The organism is Paludibaculum fermentans, assembly GCF_015277775.1.
GTDB classification, from domain to species: domain Bacteria; phylum Acidobacteriota; class Terriglobia; order Bryobacterales; family Bryobacteraceae; genus Paludibaculum; species Paludibaculum fermentans.
This window is the reverse complement of record NZ_CP063849.1, coordinates 5,383,429-5,401,750: the sequence shown is the minus strand read 5'-3', so window position 1 is coordinate 5,401,750 and position 18,322 is coordinate 5,383,429. Positions and strand designations below refer to the sequence as shown.

Below are 18,322 nucleotides of genomic sequence, written 5' to 3'. Positions count from 1 at the left end.
TCTGAATCGGTATTTAGATTGCCTGTGTGAAGGTAGGTTAGAGTCCGACCCGCGTTTGTTCCCGCCTGTCTGAACTCCCCCGAACTAGCCAGCTGTCCAAATACGAAGGAGCGTCTGCTTGAAGAATATTTTTGTAGGTAATTTGAGCTTCAGCTCGAGCGAAGACTCAGTGCGGGGCTTGTTTGAAGCATATGGAACCGTGGACCGCGTCAGCATCATCACGGACCGTGAAACCGGCCGCTCGCGCGGCTTTTCGTTCGTTGAAATGCCCAACGACGACGAAGCCGAGCGCGCTATCAACGCGCTGAATGGCGCTGACTTCGGAGGCCGCAAGCTGAATGTGAATGAAGCTCGTCCTCGTGAGGAGCGCCCCTTCGGTGGTGGCGGTGGCGGCGGCGGTCGCGGTGGCGATCGTGGCGGTGGCGGCGGCGGCGGCTTCGGCGGCCGGCGGCGCGAACCCCGCTGGTAACTACCAACCCAGATCATACTTCGGGCCGCCTGCTCAGGCGGCCCGTTGTTCGTTTAAGGCTTCGTGTGCGCCGCCTCGGGCGGTGTACATAGATGCACTAAATGATTGAAATCAAAGGGCTATGGAATGAAGGTCGGGGGAGAGAAGCGCGGCGGGCGGCCTAATTGGCCATCACGTGGAAATCTTCCCAGTGGAACTCGCTGTACTGGATGGCTAACTCCGCCATCCCCCAGAATCGGGTCTGACTGTTGATCTCCATCGTCTGCGGCACGGCGACACCCTCTTTGATGGTGTAATCGCGGGTGAAGTCTACCTTCTTGAGGAACACCGACGGGCTCTTCACAAACCGTCCAACTTCGCGCACCGGCAGTGCCGTGTCGGTATCGATCCAGATCTCACCTTTGAACAGGCCTTCGCGCTTCTTGCGCGGGTTTACTTCGAACACATACGCCTGTCGCCCGGCCCGATCCCGGATGCCTTTGTACTTGAACTTATAGTTCTCATTACTAATGGCAACCTTTGTATTCTCTTTGCCGGAGTTCTCCATCTCACCATTGATGAAGCGGACAATGAGTTCCTTCTGGACGGTGCTGTCGCCCTGGCGCTCGGTCGGCTCGTAGATGATCGCGCCTTCCTTGGTCACACGGCGGCGGGCATCCAGGGTGGCCGACTTCTGCATCTTGGGCAAACGCCCGGCGAAATGAGCCATCATGCTCACTCCACGGATGAGGTTGCGCCGGCTCGCCTGCAGGTAGCGGGTGAGCGCCTGCTCACTCTCACGCTCCGCCTGGGTGTCAGCCAATCCCGAGAAGGTAAGGGTCTCTGGTCTATCTACCGCTACCTCAGTGGCGGGTGACAGCAGCCCCAAAACTATCAGCGCACAAAGCACGGGCAAATAATGAAATCCTCAATCGTTGGATACGATCAATCCGTTGGATGCGGTTTTTGGGACTGACGTTACTGGAATCGAGGAATCGAGCCCTCTCTCCACCGCGCTACCATATTCTCATGAATGACATCCCGGTTGGAACCACAGGCCAATTGCCGCTGCTGGTGACGCCGGAAGTGGCCATCGACTTCCTCGGCCACGAAGAAGCCCGGGTGCTCTCGACGCCCCACATGATCGCGTACATGGAATGGGCTTCCCGGAATACTATCAAGCACTTACTTGACGAAAACGAAGACAGCGTAGGCACCACGGTGAACATCCGCCACCTGGGCGCCACCCCTGTTGGCATGTCTGTAACATTCACTGCCACGGTCATCGAAGTCGCCGACCGCCGGGTCGTGTTCCGAGTCGAAGCCAGGGACGAAAAAGAACTGGTTGGTGAAGGAACTCACGAGCGCTTTGTCATCAACATTCCCAAGTTCGTCGCCCGTCTTGCCGCCAAAAGGACATGATCGAATGAAATCCTCCATCCTGCTACTGGCCGCCGCAGCCACTTTATCCGCCCAGATCGACCGGATTGAGGGGGAACGCATCCGCCCCCATGTGAAGTTCCTCTCCAGCGACCTGCTGGAGGGCCGCGGCGTCGGCGCCCGCGGTGGACAGTTGGCCGCCGAGTACATCGCCGCCCAGTTCGCCGCCGCCGGCCTCAAGCCCGGGGGTGAAAACGGCACCTACTTCCAGCGCGTACCCCTGCGCAGCGTCGAAGTGGAGCCGGGCGGAGCGCTCACCGCCACAGCCGGCGGCAAGTCCATCAGTTTCAAATGGTTGGACGACTTCGTGGCCACCTCCCACACGCAGGAGCCCACCGGGCAGTTCGACGCCGAGGCCGTCTTTGTCGGCCACGGCATCGTCGCCCCCGAGTACCAGTGGGACGACTACAAGGGAGTAGACGTCAAGGGTAAAGTGGTCGTCCTGTTCACGAACGAACCGCCCTCCACCGACGCTAACTTCTTCAAGGGAAAGGCTCTCACCTATTACGGCCGGTGGACCTACAAGTACGAGGAAGCGGCCCGCCAGGGCGCCGTCGCGGCCATCATCATCCACACCACCCCCACCGCCAGTTACGGCTGGCAGGTGCTGCGCGCCAACGGCCGAGCCCAGCCCCAGGTCCGCCGCGCCGCCGGCGAGCCCGCCCTGACCCTCGCCGCCTGGGTGACGACCGACGCCGGAGCCCAGTTGCTGGGCCTGGCCGGCAGGACCGTGGAAGAGATGCTGCAGGCCTCCGACAAGCGCGGCTTCAAAGCCATGCCTCTCGGCAAGATTCACGTGGCCGGCAAGTTCAACTTCAAACTGCAGGACATTGAGACGGTGAACGTCGCCGGCGTTGTCCCCGGCAGCGATCCGAAACTGTCTTCCGAAGCCGTCCTGTACTCCGCCCACTGGGACCACCTCGGCATCGGCCAGCCGGTCAACGGCGATCCCATCTACAACGGAGCCATCGACAACGCCACCGGTTGCGGCCTGCTGATCGAAATGGCCCGCGCCTGGTCGTCGATGGAGCCTAAACCCTTGCGCAGCGGCTGGTTCGTCGCCGTCGCCGCCGAGGAGAGCGGGTTGCTGGGGTCGCGCTACTTCGCGGATCACCCCATGCTGCCGGCGGCCCAGATCGCCGCCAACCTGAACTTCGACTCCTTCTCGCCGTACGGGCGGGTCAAGGATGCAATCATGACCGGCGCGGACCGCACCTCATTCTTCGCCCTGGTCCAATCCGTCGCCGAGCGCCACCGCCTGAGCATCAAGCCCGACGGCCACCCCGAGTCCGGCGGCTACTACCGCTCCGATCACTACTCTTTCGCTCGCGTCGGCATCCCCGCCTTCTCCATCAATATGGGGGGCGAATACGAGGGGCGGCCTTCCGACTACGCCGCACAAAAGGCCAAGGAGGAAGGGTCCACCTACCACCAGCCGAGCGACGAGTATAAAGCGTCCTGGGACTTCAGCGGGATGGAGCAGTTCGCCCGCTTCGGCCTGGCGTTGGGCATCGAGATCGGGAACCTGGAGAAGATTCCGCCCCGTGTCGATGCCAAATAGCCCGGCCTAGCGCCGGTGAATCGTTACCTTTATGCCGTGTTTGGGCCGCAGCGTCAGTAGAGGCTGCGGCTCAACGGGTTGCGCCGGATCGAGCTCAAACCGCCAGCGCTGACCGATCGCCGCCAGCACCAGCACCCCTTCCAGCCAGGCGAAGCGCTCGCCGATGCAGACGCGCGGACCCCCGCCGAAGGGGAAGTAGGCGAACTTCGGTTGTACCGCGCGAGATTCTCCCCGAAACCGATCGGGATCGAACCGTTCGGGATCCGCCCACAGCGTCGGGCTGCGGTGGGTTACCCACGGACTGACCGCAAAGATCGTGCCGGCCGGATACTCGACTCCACGCACGGTATGGGCCGCAATCGCCCGCCGGCCGATGCCCCAGGCCGGCGGATAGAGCCGCATCGACTCCGCGAAAATACTCTCGGTCACCGGCAGTTTGGCGAAGTCGTCGTATCCGGGCAGCCGGCCCTGCAGGACGGTATCGAGCTCCTCATGAAACCGGCGTTCGACGTCCGGATTCTGTGCCAGCAGGTACCAGGTCCAGTTCAGCGCCATGGCCGTCGTCTCGTGACCGGCGATGAACAGCGTCAGGGCTTCGTCGCGCAACTCCTGGTCGCTCATGCCCTTGCCGGCTTCGTCGCGCGCATCCATCAGCATGCTGAGCAGGTCGCCCTGGTCGGCATGGGCTTGGCGGTGCTCGCGGATGATGCGGTAGATGACCGAATCGAGCCGGCCGCGCGCCTCGCGAAACCGCCGGGCCGACGGGAGCATCGGAATGCGGATCAGCCACTCGCTCATCGGCAGCATGAGCAGGTTGAACATGTTGAGGATCGACGACATGGCGGCGCCGATCTCGGCCGTCTCCGCCTCGACATTTGCGCTGAACAGTGTGGCCGTGACGATGGAGAGGGTGAGGCGCATCATCTCCTGGTCGAGGTCGACCGACTGCCCGTCGGACCAGCGGACGCCGGCGTCGCGTGCCTTTTCGGCCATCGTGGCGGCGTAGCGCACCAGCCGGTCTCGATAAAATGCGGGTTGGACGAGTTTCCGCTGGCGCGTGTGGTACGGCTCCTCGCTGGTGAGCAGCCCATCGCCGAGCAGGACGCGCGTCCGCTGCAGCATGCGGCTCTTCACAAAGCGCTGGTTGTAGGTGACGAGGACGTCGCGGATGTCGTCGGGGTGGCGCAGCAGGACGACGTTCTGCGGACCCAGGCGGAAGCGGGCCACGTCGCCCTGTTCCGCGGACATGCGGGCAAGAAAGCCCACGGGATCGCGGCGGAAATCGGGGAGCCTACCCAGGAATGGCAGAGCGCGTCGCAAAGGGGAATCTGCCTCCCATTATCGCCGAACCAGCCGGAGCGGCTGCTACGCTGGAGCCATGCTGGACGACGAATTGGTGGTAATCCGTACCTACCAGTGGTACGACGAGGCAAAAGTGGCCGAATCGATTCTACTGGCGGAAGGCGTCCCGTGCGAGCTTTACGACGAAAACTTGGCGATAGAAGGGCCACTCGCGGTGGTGATGTCCGGCGGGATGCGGCTTCTGGTGCCGTCATCGCGTGCCAAGGAGGCGCTGGCGTTGCTGGAGGCCTCGACGTTGTCAGACGAGGAATTGGCGGCGCAGGCCGAGGCGGCGGAGCCGTCGGCCGAGGACGCGGAACTTCTACGCTGAGCCTGCGCGCGCCGGTTCCGCCAGGCCCGCACCGTGCCCGCCACACAGACAACCACCAGCGCGCCGATGAGGGCCGCAGCCATATCCTCCGCCGCGTCCCAGGCGTCGCCCTGTGCGCCGATGAACTCGACTCCGAGGACCGGATCCACTGCCGACGCCACTAGCCACTCTGTGATCTCGTAAAGGGCGCTGGCAGCCAGGATGAACTGTACGCCTAAGGCGTAGAGGATGGCGCCTCGGCTTCGGGTCAGGAAGCCGATCGCCTCCAGAGCCGGCCATGTCAGCATCAACCCGAAAAGCAGGTGCACCAGCCGGTCGTAGTGGTTTCGCTGGGTGTGAAACCACGGCATCATCCACTCACCCAGAGGAGCGTTGCTGTAGCTGTAGAGCGCTCCATATTCGTGAAAGCAGAGGAACAGGAAGAGCAGTATCCAAGACGTATTGGAGAGGGGCAGCCGCTTGTAAGCGAGCGCCAGGGCGAGCAGCACGAGGAAGACCGCAAGGTTCTCCAGCCACCAGTCCGACAGGATGTGTGAGAGGAAACCGGTGATTGCGAGGACAAGCGGAAGCAGGATGCAAAGCACCCGCAGGACCCTGGGCATAGTTGCCATGCTAAGCCGGATCATCGCACGTCTCTCCCCCTTTCCGCCTTAGGGCACGACGCACAACAAACGGTGGGTTAGTTCCTCATGACTTTACGGTGGACGCCGGGGCGGCTTCTGGTACGCTACGGCCATGGATGCCGAGCAATTGGTAGTCGTCCAGACCTACGGATCGTTCGAAGAAGCCAAATTGGCCGAATCCGTCCTGGTGGCTGAGGGCATGCCGTGTGAGTTGTACGACGAGTACATGCTGGGAGGGCGGGAATTATCTGTGGCGGCTTCGGGTGGAATCCGGCTCCTGGTGCCGGCATCGCGGGCCAAGGATGCGCTGGAATTGTTGAAGGCCTCGACTCTATCGGACGAGGAACTGGCCGCGCAGGCTGAGGCGGCGGTTCCTCGGGACGAAGATCTGGATCTGCTCCGGTAAATCCGTACTTGGATCGGAAAATTCGATCTCATTCTGCCGAAATTCGGGAGAATGCGCGAAGATGGGGACATGTCGATCAGGGCTCTGCGCTCCGCGCTTGTAGTCATGCTCTCATTCGCCGCCGCATGGGGCAATTGGAACGATACGTCCACCGGCATCGACCTGAACAAACTGCCGAGGTTCCCGTTGACCCGGGTTCGATCCGGTCGGCTTGATGCTGGAAAGCACATCGTCTTCGATGGGATCTCCGCCTCGTCGAAGCGGGACGAACGCGCCATCCTCCTCCGAGGAGTGAGCAAACGCGGGAAAGCCTGGGAAGTGCATATCCACGCCCTCGATGAGGTCTGGAAGGGCGATCTGGATGGAAACGGCGTCCAGGACTATGTCCTCTTTGCCTCGGGTCCCGCTTTCAATGGGCGGACCACCCCGCTGTTCTCCCTTTCAATTCTCCTGATGGATGACCAGGGGCTCCCCGTGCCGTTCTTCACGTTGGTCTACAAGGGGGAGGACGGAATGGGCATCAAGCACCTGGTGGACCTCGACCATGACGGTCGCGCAGAACTCCTGACCAGTTGGTACGACGAGGCGGCCTCGGACCCAATGGTCAGCGTGTTTTGCTCCGGGCATTGGGTCACGCAACTCTACAGATTCCGGAATCTCCGCGCTGAGGAGGTGAGAGGGGAGATGGCGGGCCTGACCTTTCCATTCGTCCACAACTGGAGTTACCGGGGAACGCAGTGCGCGATTGAGCCGAAACCGTATATGGCGGTCAAAGCGCCCAAAGTGTACGATCACGGAACAGCGTTGGGCGGAGAGGTTGGCACCGAAATCGTAGGCCGCCAGGAGGAGTGGATCGAAATCCGGCCGGCCGCGGGCTGTCAGCGCATCAACTCATCCGTGGTCGTCTACGACCGTCCGAATAAACGCGTGATTGCCATCGAAAACCTCTGGAACCCCGCGAAGGAGCACCTCGAAGACGCGATCCTCCGCGACGGAGTCCCGGTGAGACTCAGCGGTCTCGATGACCGGCAGCACGACGGGCACTGTTTTGTGAATCTGTTGTGGGCGGAGTCAGCGACCTCGCGTTGAATCCTGGGTGGAGAGAGGAGCTTTTTGGATGGGGAATGGTGCGCCCGGAGTGATTCGAACACCCGACCTACTGGTTCGTAGCCAGTTGCTCTATCCAGCTGAGCTACGGGCGCACATGCGAACAAACTCCAGTATAAACGCTGCGCCCCTCACGGGCAACATTTGGCGGCGAAATTGCTCACAACACCTTCACTTACAACACCTCGAAGATCAAACACTTGAGGTACAGCGTCTCCGGCACCGTCAGCAGAATCGGGTGGTCCTGGGCCTGCGCCCGGCGCTCCAGCACCCGCAACGTCTTGCCCGCATCCAGCGCCGCCTCCGCCACCAACTGCAGCAGCGTGCCCTCGTTCACATGATGCGAACAGGAGCACGTCACCAGCACCCCGCCCGGCTGCAACAGCTTCAACGCCTTGAAGTTGATCTCTTTGTACCCGCGCAGCGCCGCGTCCATGTTCGTCTTCGACTTCGCGAAAGCCGGCGGATCCAGTACCACCGTGTCGAACTGACGCCGTGCCGCCGCCAGGCCGGCCAGGTAGTCAAACGCATTCGCCTCGCGGAACGTCACGTTTTTGATTCCGTTGGCGTCCCGGTTGGCCGTCGCCGTTTTCAATGCTTCGGCGCTCGAATCGATGCCTTCCACTGACTCGCAGCTCGGCGCCATATGCAGCGCAAACCCGCCAGTCGAGGTGAAGCAGTCCAGCGCCCGGCCGCGCGCCCAATGGGCCGCCGCCACATAGTTTTCCCGCTGGTCCAGATAGACTCCGGTCTTCTGGCCATGCAGCAGATCCGCCTGCAGGGACAGGCCGTTCATCTTGACAGGAACCCGCTCCGGCAGCTCGCCGGACAAAACCTTGGGCACCAGCGGCAGCGACTCCAGCTTGCGCACTGGCACGTCATTGCGGGCCAGGATCCCCTTCGGCTGGACCACCTCTTCCAGGCAACTGGCCAGCACTTCGCTGGCGGCATCCATGCCCTGGTCCAGTAACTGGACGGACAGGTAGTCGCCATAACGGTCGACGATCAGGCCGGGCAGCAGGTCACCCTCGGCATGCACCAGGCGGTAGCTGTCGCTCTCGCGCACCACATGCTGCCGGTGCTTCAGCGCCGCCTGCAGCCGGGCCAGGTAGAAGGCGCGGTCAATGGGCTGGTCCTTGCGCGACAGCATGCGCAGCACGATCTGCGACGTACTGCTGTAGTGCGCGACGCCCAGGCATTGCCCGCGCAGGTTCAGCACCCGCACGGCATCGCCGGGCTGCGCTTGGCCGCGCTCCGCGACGTCGCTGGAGAAGATCCAGGGGTGACCGGACTCAATCCGGGATTCGGCTTTGCGAGTGACCTTGACGCCGCTCACTGGGCGCGCAACCCTTCCAGCCGGGCAATGCGTTCTTCCGTGGCCGGGTGGGTGGAGAACAGGCGAGCCAGGGTCTGGCCCGTGAACGGTTTGATGATGTACATATGGGACATGGCCGGGGAGACGTCCATCGGGATTCGCTTCGACCAGGTTTCGAGCTTGCCGAGGGCGGAAATCAGGCCGTTCGGCGAACCGGTATACTTCGCGGCGGCCGCATCCGCGCTGTATTCGCGCGAGCGGGAAATCGCCATCTGGATCAGGCCGGCCGCGATCGGCGCCAGCAGCATCATGAGGATCGCCACCAGCGGATTCGGAGCGTCGTCGTCATCGCTGCGCCGGCCACCGAAGAACATGGCCATGTGGGCCGAGTAGGTGATGGCCGCGGCCAGGGTGGCGGCGATCGAACTGATCAGGATGTCGCGGTGGCGGACGTGGCCCAATTCATGGGCGATCACGCCTTCCAGTTCCGTATCGTTCATTAGTTCCAGCAGTCCGGCCGTCACGGCGACGGACGAATGGCTGGGGTTGCGCCCGGTAGCAAAGGCGTTCGGAGCCTGTTCGGGGATCACCCACAGGCGCGGCATGGGCAGCCCCATGCGTTCGGTCAGGCGGCGCACCATGGGTTCCAGCCGCCAGTAGACCTCCTGGTTCTGTGTTTCGCTCACCGGGATGGCTCCGCTCGACATCAGCGCCATCTTCTCTGAGAAGAAGTAGCTGAAGAAGTTCATGCCCACCGCCAGGATCAAGCCAATTTGTAGACCGCTCCGTCCGCCCAGCAGTTGGCCGCCGACTAACAGGACGCCGCTCATCAGGCCGAGGAGGAGTGCCGTTTTCAGACCATTCATAGTGCTCTCGCTTCTATCATCTCAGATGCTTCCCGGGGGATTTGCGTTGCCGAACCCGGCCCCGGTTCCTGTATGCTGGTGCGTTGGGGACAAACGGGCCTTTTCTTTAAGTAAGGAGATGAATAGATGAGCCAGGAACTCTCGAGACGTAACTTTGTAGCGAAAGCAGCCGCGCTGGCCGCTGCTCCGGCCGTGCTGCCGGCGCTGGGCGCCAGCGACAAGATCTCGCTTGGCGTGATCGGTACGGGAGGCCGCGGCTACTATCTATCCCAACGCGCTTATGCCGGCAATGCCGGCCGCTTTCAGATCAATGCCGTCTGCGACACGTTCTCAGGCAATCTGGCACGCGCCAAGGACCTCGTCCAGACGCAGGGTAAGAACAGTGCCAAGACGTACGTCGACTATAAGGACCTGCTGGCCGACAAGTCGATCGACGCCGTCATCATCGCCACGCCGGAGCATCTCCACAAGACGATGCTGCTGGACGCCCTTGCCGCCGGCAAGAACGTCTACGTCGAAAAGCCGCTCGCCCACACCGTGGAAGAGGCGCAGGAGATCATGCGCGTCGTCTCCAAGTCGAAGAGCGTCGTGCAGGTGGGTACGCAGAACCGCTCCAACAGCCTGTATCAGATGGCCAAGACGATGATTGCGCAGGGCCTCATCGGCGATTGCCACTACGTCCGCGCCTTCTGGTACCGCAACGCCCTGCCCAATGGCGGAGCCGCCTGGCGCTACCCGATGCCGCCGGACGCCACCCCCGAGAACACCGACTGGAATAAGTTCCTTGGCACCGCGCCCAAGCGTGAGTTCTACAAGCCCCGCTACTTCCAATGGCGCCTGTATTGGGACTACTCCAGCGGCATCGCGACCGACCTGATGGTCCACCAGACCGACATCATCGCCTATGTAATGGACCGCCACTTCCCCTCCTCCGTTGTAGCCACCGGCGGCATCAATCGCTGGGTGGATGGCGACGACCGCGATGTGCCGGATACCTGGAGCGTCCTGCTCGACTACCCCGAGAGCAAGTTCCATGTGAACTACTCCAGCTACCTGGGCAGCGACCACTTCGGCTACGGCGAACAGTTCTGCGGCAACGAAGGCACCATCGAGATCAGCAAGCGCTCGACGCTGAACTTCTACCCCGAGAACTACAACGGCGTGTCCGATATCGTGAAGGCCCGCAAGGAGCTTTCCATCACGATCCCGAACAACGACCACCTGGCGGTTGAAGCGCACCTTCGCAACTTCTTCAACTCGATTCTCGGCGTGGAGAAGCCCATCGCGCCGCCTCAGGCCGGCTACGAAGCCGCCATCCCCGGGTTCCTTTCGGTGATGAGCTATCGCACCGGCAAGAAGATGCTGTGGGACGCGAAGACCGACAAGTATTCCGCCGCCTAAATCGTTCGAAAGTAACGAAAAGCCCCGCTGCTCCTCCGGCGGGGCTTTTTCGCGTCCGAACCCGCTCTCCTTTGGCCGTATTCTCTGGCATTTCGCGCTGGGACGGGATATAAACGTCTCACTGGATGCAACATGCCTGATCCCCCTGTGCCCGCATTTTCCGACGACAACAACCGGCTAAACGAGTCGCTGGCCAAGTCCATCATTACGGAGCCGCTCTACGGGAAGATCCGCCGCGAGGCATCCGGTGAGGTCACCGCGCGCCCGCAGGGGCACAGGGTGATCATCGAAGTGAACCTGGAGTTTGCGGCGGGACGCCAGGCGGCCGTGCAGGCGACAGCGGACATGGTAGAGAAGGTGCTGATGCCGCCCGTGGCTCCGCCGGTTGGGGGCGCTGACCCGCTGCCAGCGCCCGGCTCCCACCTGGCTACTCCGTCTCCCACTTTGCCCTTTCTCTTCGCCCAACTGATGTGGTGGCAGATCTTCAAGTTGGTGCAGTTGAACGAAGACGCGGGCAAGCTGCCCAGGCAGCGTCCCATCTATCACATCTGGGACGACCACGAAGTGTCGTCGATGATTGTGGAATCCGTGCGGACTGTCAAAGCCGATGCCGCCCGGGTGGCCTTCGGCGCCCGCGGCCAGGGGATTACATGGGCCGTGCTCGACTCCGGCATCGACGCGTCGCACGAGCACTTCAAGTCGGACTACAAGAACCTGGAGCTGGAGTTGCCCCTCTCCCACTGGGATTTTACGGGCCTCAGTCCGGCGACTGTCGCTCAGCCGGTGGATCCCTACGGTCACGGTTCCCATGTGGCCGGGATCATCGCCGGCAGCTACACTCCGCCGGCAAAGGAGTTGCCGGCCCTCAGCCTGGCCGCCAGGCGCCAGGAGAATGCCGGCGGACTCGCGGTCCCCAGTGTCCAGTACACCAAGAACGAGATGGGCAAGACGGTCTATACCGGCATTGCGCCCGCCGCGAGGCTGGTGAGCCTGCGCGTGCTGGACGAGGCAGGGAAGGGGCGTGCCAGTTCCATCATCTCGGCCATTGAAAAGATCCTCGAGATCAACGACTATGGCCGCTACCTGCTGATTCACGGGGCCAATCTCAGCGTCGGCTATGCCTTCGAGCCGGAGTGGTTTGCCTGCGGCCAGAGCCCGCTGTGCGTGGCCGTGAACCGTTTGGTTCGTTCCGGCGTGGTGGTTGTGGTGGCGGCCGGCAATACCGGCTATGGGCTGAATCGAACCCAATTCGCTGGACCCGGATCCGCCGGTCTGATGGTGAGCATCAACGATCCGGGCAATGCGCAGGACGCCATCACGGTGGGCTCCACGCACCGCGATTCCCCTCATGTCTATGGGGTTTCCTACTTCTCGTCAAAGGGACCAACCGGCGATGGCCGCCTGAAGCCCGACCTGGTGGCGCCCGGAGAGAAGATCCAATCCTGCGCCGCCGGTAAGCTGCTGGCGCAGACCGGGGTGGCCGTCACGCCCGAGGAGCAGTCGCGCACCTACCTGGAGAACAGCGGCACCAGCATGGCCGCTCCGCATGTTTCCGGCGCAGTGGCCGCGTTCCTCTCCATCCGCCGCGAATTCATTGGCCAACCCTCGGTGGTCAAAAACATCTTTCTCGAGTCCGCTACGGACCTTGGCCGCGAGCGCTATTTCCAGGGCCGCGGACTACTCGACCTGATGCGGGTCATCCAGTCGGTCTGATCATTCCTGAAGTTTTCGGAGGTGTTCGTTATGGCTTTTCCCGGGAATCTGTCCAACTTCCCATTCTTTCCCCTGCAGTTCAACAAAGACGCCCAGGCCGTGGATGCCGCTGAGGAACAGGCGCTCTCCACCTGGTTGCAGAGCCAGGGGCCTGTGGAACTCATCGTCATCTCGCACGGCTGGAACAACGATGAACTGGACGCGCTGGATCTTTACAAGCGCATGTTCACCAGCTTCCGGTCTGTGCTCGACAGGAATCTGGTGCCGGCCATGGCGGGCCGCACCATCGCCGTGGCCGGGGTCTTCTGGCCCTCGAAGAAGTTCGCGGAGGAAGACGCCATCCCGGGAGGCGCGGCCAGCGCGGAATTCCTGGATCCCCTGGCCGATGCCTTCGAAGGGGCGGAAGCGGCGGCCGATCCCGCCATCCTGGCCCGGCTGAAGGAGTTGACGGTGCAGGGTGACTTGACCATCCCGGAGCGTGACGAAGCCATCGGGCTGCTGCGGCAGCTTCTGGCCGCGGTGCCCGTCAGCAACGAAGAGGGCTCGGCCAACGTGCAGGCCGCGGCCGCCGATGGCGGCGCTTTCAGCAACGAGGAGTTTCTGCAGAAGCTGACCGGTGAAGCCGAAGCGGTCGCGGCCGGGCCGAATGACGGAGGGGCCGCGGGCCTGTTCTCCAATCCCCTGGACGATCTGGTGGGCGCCGTTCGTACGGGGCTGAATCTGTTCACGTTTTACACGATGCGCGAGCGCGCGGGCCTGGTGGGGTTGACTGCTCTGAATCCGCTGTTGGCCCGCATCGCCGTCCACGCCAATGCCCGCATCCACCTGATGGGGCACAGCTTCGGTGCGCGGCTGGTGACGGCTGCCGCAGCCGCTGGCGGACAGTTCCACCCCAAGTCGATGACGCTGCTGCAAGCCGCCTTCTCCCACTACGGCTTCTCGACTCTCTACGACGGCCACAGCAACGGAGCGTTCCAGAGCATCCTGCTGAATCAACGGATCGAAGGGCCGATCCTGATTACGCACACGCCGAACGATCACGCGGTCGGCTGGGCGTACCCGATTGCGGCCCGGCTGAAGAGCATCATCGCCTCATCCATCGACGGCGGGCCCAACGATCCTTACGGCGGGATGGGGCGCAACGGCGCGCAGAAGACTCCGCAGGCGACCGCCAACACCCTGCTGGCATCAGGAACGGCGGGGTACAGTTTCCCCGCTTCCGGCGGTGTGCTGAATCTGGAGTCGACGACCTTCGTCAACGGCCACTCGGGCATCGCCAACGAGGCGGTCGCCTACGCTGTACTCTCTGCCATGGCCTAGCCGCGGCTAGCGAATGGTGACCACGAAATCGACATCCAGGATGACAGCGTCCTTGGACAGCTTCACCTGGCGGAAATCGAAGCCGGAGAGGTCGCGCAGATAGCCGGCCTTCGGGTCTTTCTGCTCAATGAGTTCGCGGGCACGGCCTGTGATGTCCAGGCCGAACTCCTTTTCCAGGCTGGTCCCAAGAGCCTTGCGGACCTTGCGGATGTAGTAGGAGTCCTTGCCGCCCGTGTCCACTTTGACGTCGGCCAGGACGAGTACCCCCCGTTTTACCAGGGGGGTAGCAACGATGGTGAGGTCGAAGGCGTCGCCGACTCCGACACAGCGGCTGAAGACGTCCCACGCCGTCCGGCCCGAGAACTTCGCCTTGATCATCAACTGTCCGTTCCACTCGCCCACCTGCGGATTTTCGAGATAGGCGTAGTCGCAGCGCTTCGACTTGTCGCCGCGTACGTACTTCTTGCCTTCCACCGTAAAGACCTGGTCCGCCATCATTTTGCGGACCACGGGAAACGTGATGCGGATCTCGGCGGCATGCGCCGGAACTGCCATCATGACGGCCAGGATCAGAAAGAACGCGCGCACTGCTTTGAAGCTATACCTTCTGCAAACGGCGCAGCGTAAACATCTCGGCATGCGCGTTGGCGTTCTCCAGTTTCTTCCAGTCGTCGTGGATGGAGATCAGTTTGCCGCTGAGGTGATTGGAGCGTTCCGAGGCAAGAAACTGGGCTAGTTGGATCTGTTTATCCGGAGCGGTGCCGCCGGTTGTGCGGATCTGCGTGGCGTCTTTGGCCTCTTTCCAGCCAGCACGGTCGCCTGCTTCCAGGATCTCGTCGGTCAGGCTGGTGTAAGTGGCGCCCGGATTCATGCAGTTCACCTGCACATTTGCCTCGCGTACCTCTTCCGAAAGCGTTTCGGCGAAGCGGACCAGCGCCGCCTGGGTGGCGCTATAGGCGCTGAAATTGGGACGTGGACTCTCGCTGCCCGGCCCGACCAGCAGGATGATCTTGCCGCCCCGGCGTTCGAGCATGCCGGGCAGTACGGCCCGGCATGCGTTCATCGTACCCACAACATTCGTGGCCGTGGCATCCGCCCACTGGGCCGGCAGGCTCTCTGCCAACGGTCCGATGGAGCCGAACACCGCATGGGCGCAGATGAGGAGATCGACCCCGCCGAATTGCACGCTCAGTCGATCGACGGCGGCCGCAACCTGCTCGTACTCCCGGACATCGGCCCGCAGGCGGAGAGATACTCCTCCGGCGTGCTCGATCTCGAGGTTGGCCAGGTCCAACTCTGCTTTGCTGCGAGCCATCAGCCCGACACGCGCTCCGGCGTGGGCAAATCCGATTGCCAGCCGTTTCCCGATGCCGCGTCCCGCGCCGATGATGAGGATTGTCTTTTCTTTGAATTGGCGCACCGATCAAACTTCCCATCCAGATCCTAGCAGACTCGCCCCGGGTAGGAAGGGGGATCGCCGGCTACCTGTGCTTATGGGTATAGAGGGATTCGTCAGCGCGGGTCATCAGCTGATTGACCGTCTCGCCGGGCCGGTACTCCGCAATGCCGATCGACACTGTCAGTTGAATCCGGAGGGATTTACCGCTCAACCGGATGGAATATTCCCCGCTCAGGTTCTGCTGGAGCAGTCTCGTTCGTGCCATGGCGTCGGTGATGGCACAGGGCAGCGCGATAACGAACTCGTCGCCGCCCCACCGGGCCGCAATGTCGTCCTGCCTAAGGTGATTCCGCAGGCGCGCGGCAAACGCACGCAGCAGTTCGTCGCCGGCCAGATGGCCATGGATGTCGTTGATCAATTTGAAGCGGTTGAAATCGAGCATCAACAGGCACAGCGGGGTGCCTGAGTCGATGAGTTCAGCCAGCCGGTCGTTCACCAGCCGCCGGTTGCCCAGCCCGGTGAGTGCGTCGTGGTTGGCCGAATCGGCGGCATCGTTCAGGCGCCTGCGGTAGCGGTTCATCTCCTCATCCAACTCCTGCAACATCCGCTGATTGTCCGCGTGCATCTGCTGGACGAGCACACTCACGCGTTGGGCCTCCTGCCGGATCCTCCGGCGCAACTGGTCGAGCCCGTCCTCTCTCGACGCCTCGTCCAGTGTGGAGGCTACCGCGCGGAGTTCCTCCTCTTTTGATTCCTGACGTTTGGAGAGAGATTGCCGCGCCGAGGTGAGCATGGACAGGACTTCTTCCAGGTCAACGACGCCCGCCAGGTGGCGCTCGATCTGGCCGGATGAGGTGCACAGTAGAGAGTCCAGCTTCATCCGGGCGTTTTCGAAAGCGAGATCGTCCGGAGTTGCCCGGAGTGTCGCGGCCTCCGCTTCCAGGCTGAGTGGAGAGCCGCCTGCTTTGCCGGCAAGTGCCTCGAATACATGCTGTTGGACGCCCTCCAGGGCGGCCACGTAGCAGCATAGCGCCAGGCGGAACCGCGCATCCGCCCCGTCGAGGCAATCCATGCTTTTCCGTATACTCAAAAGCGTTTTGGCCATCTGAGTGAGTGCCCCCGGTGACCCTATCGGCCCGGCCAGCCATTCTGTGACGCATAACTGTGCACGGCATCTGGGCGGGCGGGCCCACGTTCTAGGCTATACTTGTGAATGCACGGTCCCCGTGATGGGGGAAGTGTGCGCAATTCGCGTGTTTGGAGGAAGATGAGCAAAGAAGATTGCATTGAAGTGACTGGCACGGTGGTGGAAAAGTTTCCCAGCGGCCTGTTTAGCGTACAGCTCGATGCCGAGCGTCTCGTGCTGGCTCACCTGGCTGGCAAGCTGCGCCGTAACCGGATTCGTGTCCTGGCCGGCGATCGCGTCACCTTGGAGATGTCACCTTACGACCTCACCAAGGGCCGCATCACCTACCGCCACAAATAGTCCTCAATCCGTTCCCCATTCCATTTCAGCCGCGCCGCCTGACTCCTGGTTCAGGCGCTGGGGTAGTATTGTCTTCCTGGTCATGGGATAGGCACGCAGCCGCCCCAGGCACATGTCGCTTCTGGCGCCAGTCTCGAGGCCAGTAAGTTGTGCTGGCCCGTGCTGCACCTGCAAAGCCATCCGGCGGAATTCCACACCAAAGTCAGTATCACCGCACAGAACCGGGCCCTGCCTGGGCGCTTATTGCCCGATTCGGCCGGAGCCCGCGGACCGGTCACACGATTTCGGGGTCCTCACTAAATTCGCCACAATTGCGGCCGGATTGCAGGCGCAACCCACTCATTCTTAGATATTTAGAACCTCCAGTTAAATTTCGTACATGTAGGTCTGAAAGGCCCCCCTCCATGGCCTGGATTTGGAAGGCGGGTCCTATAATGTGCGCGGAGAAAAAGGCATTCTCATGCGTACTTCGATTGAGGTGATCCGGCCCCGCGGCATGAACGCGGAAGGCTTACATGAATTGGCCGCGGGCTTACGGCGGCGGGTAGTGGGACAGGGCGAGGCGATAGAGGCGATCGTGCCTTACGTCGAACTCTTCGAGTCGGGGCTGGCTCCGGCTGGGCGTCCAGTGGGGGTATTCCTGCTGCTGGGGCCCACGGGTACCGGCAAGACGCGCACGGTGGAGGCGCTGGCTGACGCCCTGCATGGCAGTGAGCGCAACGTGTTGCGCATCGACTGCGGGGAGTTCCAATTGGAGCACGAAGTGGCGAAGCTGATTGGCGCGCCGCCCGGCTACCTGGGCCATCGCGAGACCCAGCCCATGATCAGCCAGCAGAAGCTGAATGCCGTCGCGAGCGAACGCAGCGGCCTGTCCATCGTCCTGCTGGACGAGATTGAAAAGGCGGCTCCGTCGATGCGGCGCCTGCTGCTGGGCGTGCTGGACAAGGCCGCGCTGAAGCTGGGCGACAACACTACCGTGAACTTCGAGCGCAGCCTGATCTTCATGACTTCAAACCTGGGGGCGCGCGAGATGATGGCGGAACTGCACGACCGTTTCGGCCTGGCCTCCGCGCTGCCCTCCAAGGCCAATGCGAAGACCTTGCGCGCGATCAGCACCGGAGCGGTGCGCAGGCGGTTTTCGCCCGAGTTCGTAAATCGGGTGGATGCGATGCTCACCTATCAGCCGCTGGACCGCGATGCCACCGAGAAGATCCTGGACCTGCAACTCGAGGCGCTGGATCGGCATATTGCGCAGCGCTTGGGGTCCTCCGCATTCCCTTTGGAACTGACGCGGGACGCACGCAATTTCCTGATCGAGCGTGGAACCAGCGCGGAGTACGGCGCCCGGGAGCTGAAGCGGGCTATCCACCGGCACCTGATCCAGCCGTTGGCAAGGCTGGTCCTGGACAAAGCTGTAGACGAAGGGGAGGTCCTCTCCGTAGGCGTGGACAGGGATGGAAGTGCGCTGCGCTTTGCGTCGAAATGCAGGGGCGCCAGAGCGGCATAAATCAGAATTATTTTCGCCAGGTTGTTGACTTATGTCGGCCGGTCTTTTATCCTTGCAG

18 protein-coding genes and 1 tRNA gene are annotated in these 18,322 nt (G+C 62.4%); 10 read left to right on the top strand and 9 right to left on the bottom strand.

Going from position 1 to position 18,322, the window contains the following annotated elements:
* Positions 1-118: 118 nt before the first annotated feature.
* Complete coding sequence (locus IRI77_RS21250; protein ID WP_194447021.1) at positions 119-469, top strand: RNA recognition motif domain-containing protein; 351 nt, start codon at positions 119-121, stop codon at positions 467-469.
* A gap of 160 nt (positions 470-629) precedes the next feature.
* On the opposite strand, the gene IRI77_RS21245 is transcribed toward IRI77_RS21250, so the two are convergent.
* Entirely contained in the window at positions 630-1,364 is a 735-nt protein-coding gene (locus IRI77_RS21245; protein WP_194447020.1) for a LolA-like protein, read from the bottom strand.
* Between the two features lie 113 nt (positions 1,365-1,477).
* Between IRI77_RS21245 and IRI77_RS21240 the strand changes: the two genes are divergently transcribed.
* Together IRI77_RS21240 and IRI77_RS21235 are read left to right on the top strand one after the other, a co-directional pair.
* Positions 1,478-1,870, top strand: a complete 393-nt coding sequence (locus IRI77_RS21240) for a thioesterase family protein (protein ID WP_194447019.1) — start codon at positions 1,478-1,480, stop codon at positions 1,868-1,870.
* A gap of 4 nt (positions 1,871-1,874) precedes the next feature.
* Positions 1,875-3,449 carry a M28 family peptidase gene (locus IRI77_RS21235; protein ID WP_194447018.1) on the top strand — a complete coding sequence of 525 codons (1,575 nt, stop codon included), beginning with the start codon at positions 1,875-1,877 and terminating at the stop codon, positions 3,447-3,449.
* A 6-nt stretch (positions 3,450-3,455) separates the two neighbouring features.
* Here the strand turns inward: IRI77_RS21235 and IRI77_RS21230 are convergent, their stop codons facing one another.
* Together IRI77_RS21230 and IRI77_RS21225 are read right to left on the bottom strand one after the other, a co-directional pair.
* The gene (locus IRI77_RS21230; protein ID WP_194447017.1) at positions 3,456-4,769 is read right to left on the bottom strand and encodes a cytochrome P450; all 1,314 of its coding nucleotides are present in this window, start codon (positions 4,767-4,769) and stop codon (positions 3,456-3,458) included.
* Positions 4,770-4,928: 159 nt separating this feature from the next.
* Positions 4,929-5,747 (bottom strand): DUF2238 domain-containing protein, encoded by an 819-nt coding sequence (locus IRI77_RS21225; protein WP_194447016.1) that lies wholly within the window; start codon positions 5,745-5,747, stop codon positions 4,929-4,931.
* A 109-nt stretch (positions 5,748-5,856) separates the two neighbouring features.
* Here IRI77_RS21225 and IRI77_RS21220 point away from each other — a divergent pair, with 109 nt between their 5' ends.
* On the top strand, positions 5,857-6,150 hold the full coding sequence (locus IRI77_RS21220) for a hypothetical protein (protein ID WP_194447015.1): 294 nt from the start codon (positions 5,857-5,859) through the stop codon (positions 6,148-6,150).
* A 69-nt stretch (positions 6,151-6,219) separates the two neighbouring features.
* Complete coding sequence (locus IRI77_RS21215; protein WP_194447014.1) at positions 6,220-7,239, top strand: hypothetical protein; 1,020 nt, start codon at positions 6,220-6,222, stop codon at positions 7,237-7,239.
* 36 nt (positions 7,240-7,275) lie between these two features.
* Here IRI77_RS21215 and IRI77_RS21210 read toward each other — a convergent pair.
* The 3 genes from IRI77_RS21210 to IRI77_RS21200 all read right to left on the bottom strand — a co-directional run bounded on the left by IRI77_RS21210 (position 7,276) and on the right by IRI77_RS21200 (position 9,438).
* Positions 7,276-7,352: transfer RNA gene (locus IRI77_RS21210), tRNA-Arg, on the bottom strand.
* An 80-nt stretch (positions 7,353-7,432) separates the two neighbouring features.
* Positions 7,433-8,593 carry a class I SAM-dependent rRNA methyltransferase gene (locus tag IRI77_RS21205; protein ID WP_194447013.1) on the bottom strand — a complete coding sequence of 387 codons (1,161 nt, stop codon included), beginning with the start codon at positions 8,591-8,593 and terminating at the stop codon, positions 7,433-7,435.
* Positions 8,590-9,438, bottom strand: a complete 849-nt coding sequence (locus tag IRI77_RS21200) for a zinc metalloprotease HtpX (RefSeq protein WP_194447012.1) — start codon at positions 9,436-9,438, stop codon at positions 8,590-8,592. The genes IRI77_RS21205 and IRI77_RS21200 overlap by 4 nt, the downstream gene beginning before the upstream one ends.
* A 126-nt stretch (positions 9,439-9,564) precedes the next feature.
* Between IRI77_RS21200 and IRI77_RS21195 the strand changes: the two genes are divergently transcribed.
* The 3 genes from IRI77_RS21195 to IRI77_RS21185 all read left to right on the top strand — a co-directional run bounded on the left by IRI77_RS21195 (position 9,565) and on the right by IRI77_RS21185 (position 13,872).
* Positions 9,565-10,839 (top strand): Gfo/Idh/MocA family protein, encoded by a 1,275-nt coding sequence (locus IRI77_RS21195; protein WP_194447011.1) that lies wholly within the window; start codon positions 9,565-9,567, stop codon positions 10,837-10,839.
* 132 nt (positions 10,840-10,971) lie between these two features.
* The gene (locus IRI77_RS21190) at positions 10,972-12,552 is read left to right on the top strand and encodes a S8 family peptidase (RefSeq protein WP_194447010.1); all 1,581 of its coding nucleotides are present in this window, start codon (positions 10,972-10,974) and stop codon (positions 12,550-12,552) included.
* Between the two features lie 30 nt (positions 12,553-12,582).
* Entirely contained in the window at positions 12,583-13,872 is a 1,290-nt protein-coding gene (locus IRI77_RS21185) for a hypothetical protein (protein ID WP_194447009.1), read from the top strand.
* A 6-nt stretch (positions 13,873-13,878) separates the two neighbouring features.
* On the opposite strand, the gene IRI77_RS21180 is transcribed toward IRI77_RS21185, so the two are convergent.
* The 3 genes from IRI77_RS21180 to IRI77_RS21170 form a co-directional block, all read right to left on the bottom strand.
* Positions 13,879-14,460 (bottom strand): hypothetical protein, encoded by a 582-nt coding sequence (locus IRI77_RS21180; RefSeq protein WP_194447008.1) that lies wholly within the window; start codon positions 14,458-14,460, stop codon positions 13,879-13,881.
* Positions 14,461-14,470: 10 nt separating this feature from the next.
* A complete protein-coding gene (locus IRI77_RS21175) occupies positions 14,471-15,292 on the bottom strand; it encodes an SDR family NAD(P)-dependent oxidoreductase (protein ID WP_194447007.1) in 822 nt (273 codons plus the stop codon).
* A 61-nt stretch (positions 15,293-15,353) separates the two neighbouring features.
* Positions 15,354-16,343 (bottom strand): GGDEF domain-containing protein, encoded by a 990-nt coding sequence (locus IRI77_RS21170; RefSeq protein ID WP_194447006.1) that lies wholly within the window; start codon positions 16,341-16,343, stop codon positions 15,354-15,356.
* A 195-nt stretch (positions 16,344-16,538) separates the two neighbouring features.
* Between IRI77_RS21170 and infA the strand changes: the two genes are divergently transcribed.
* Positions 16,539-16,757: a translation initiation factor IF-1 gene (gene infA / locus IRI77_RS21165; protein ID WP_194447005.1), complete on the top strand. Its 219-nt coding sequence runs from the start codon at positions 16,539-16,541 to the stop codon at positions 16,755-16,757.
* Positions 16,758-17,217: 460 nt separating this feature from the next.
* On the top strand, positions 17,218-18,264 hold the full coding sequence (locus IRI77_RS21160; RefSeq protein WP_228486246.1) for an AAA family ATPase: 1,047 nt from the start codon (positions 17,218-17,220) through the stop codon (positions 18,262-18,264).
* Positions 18,265-18,322: the final 58 nt, after the last annotated feature.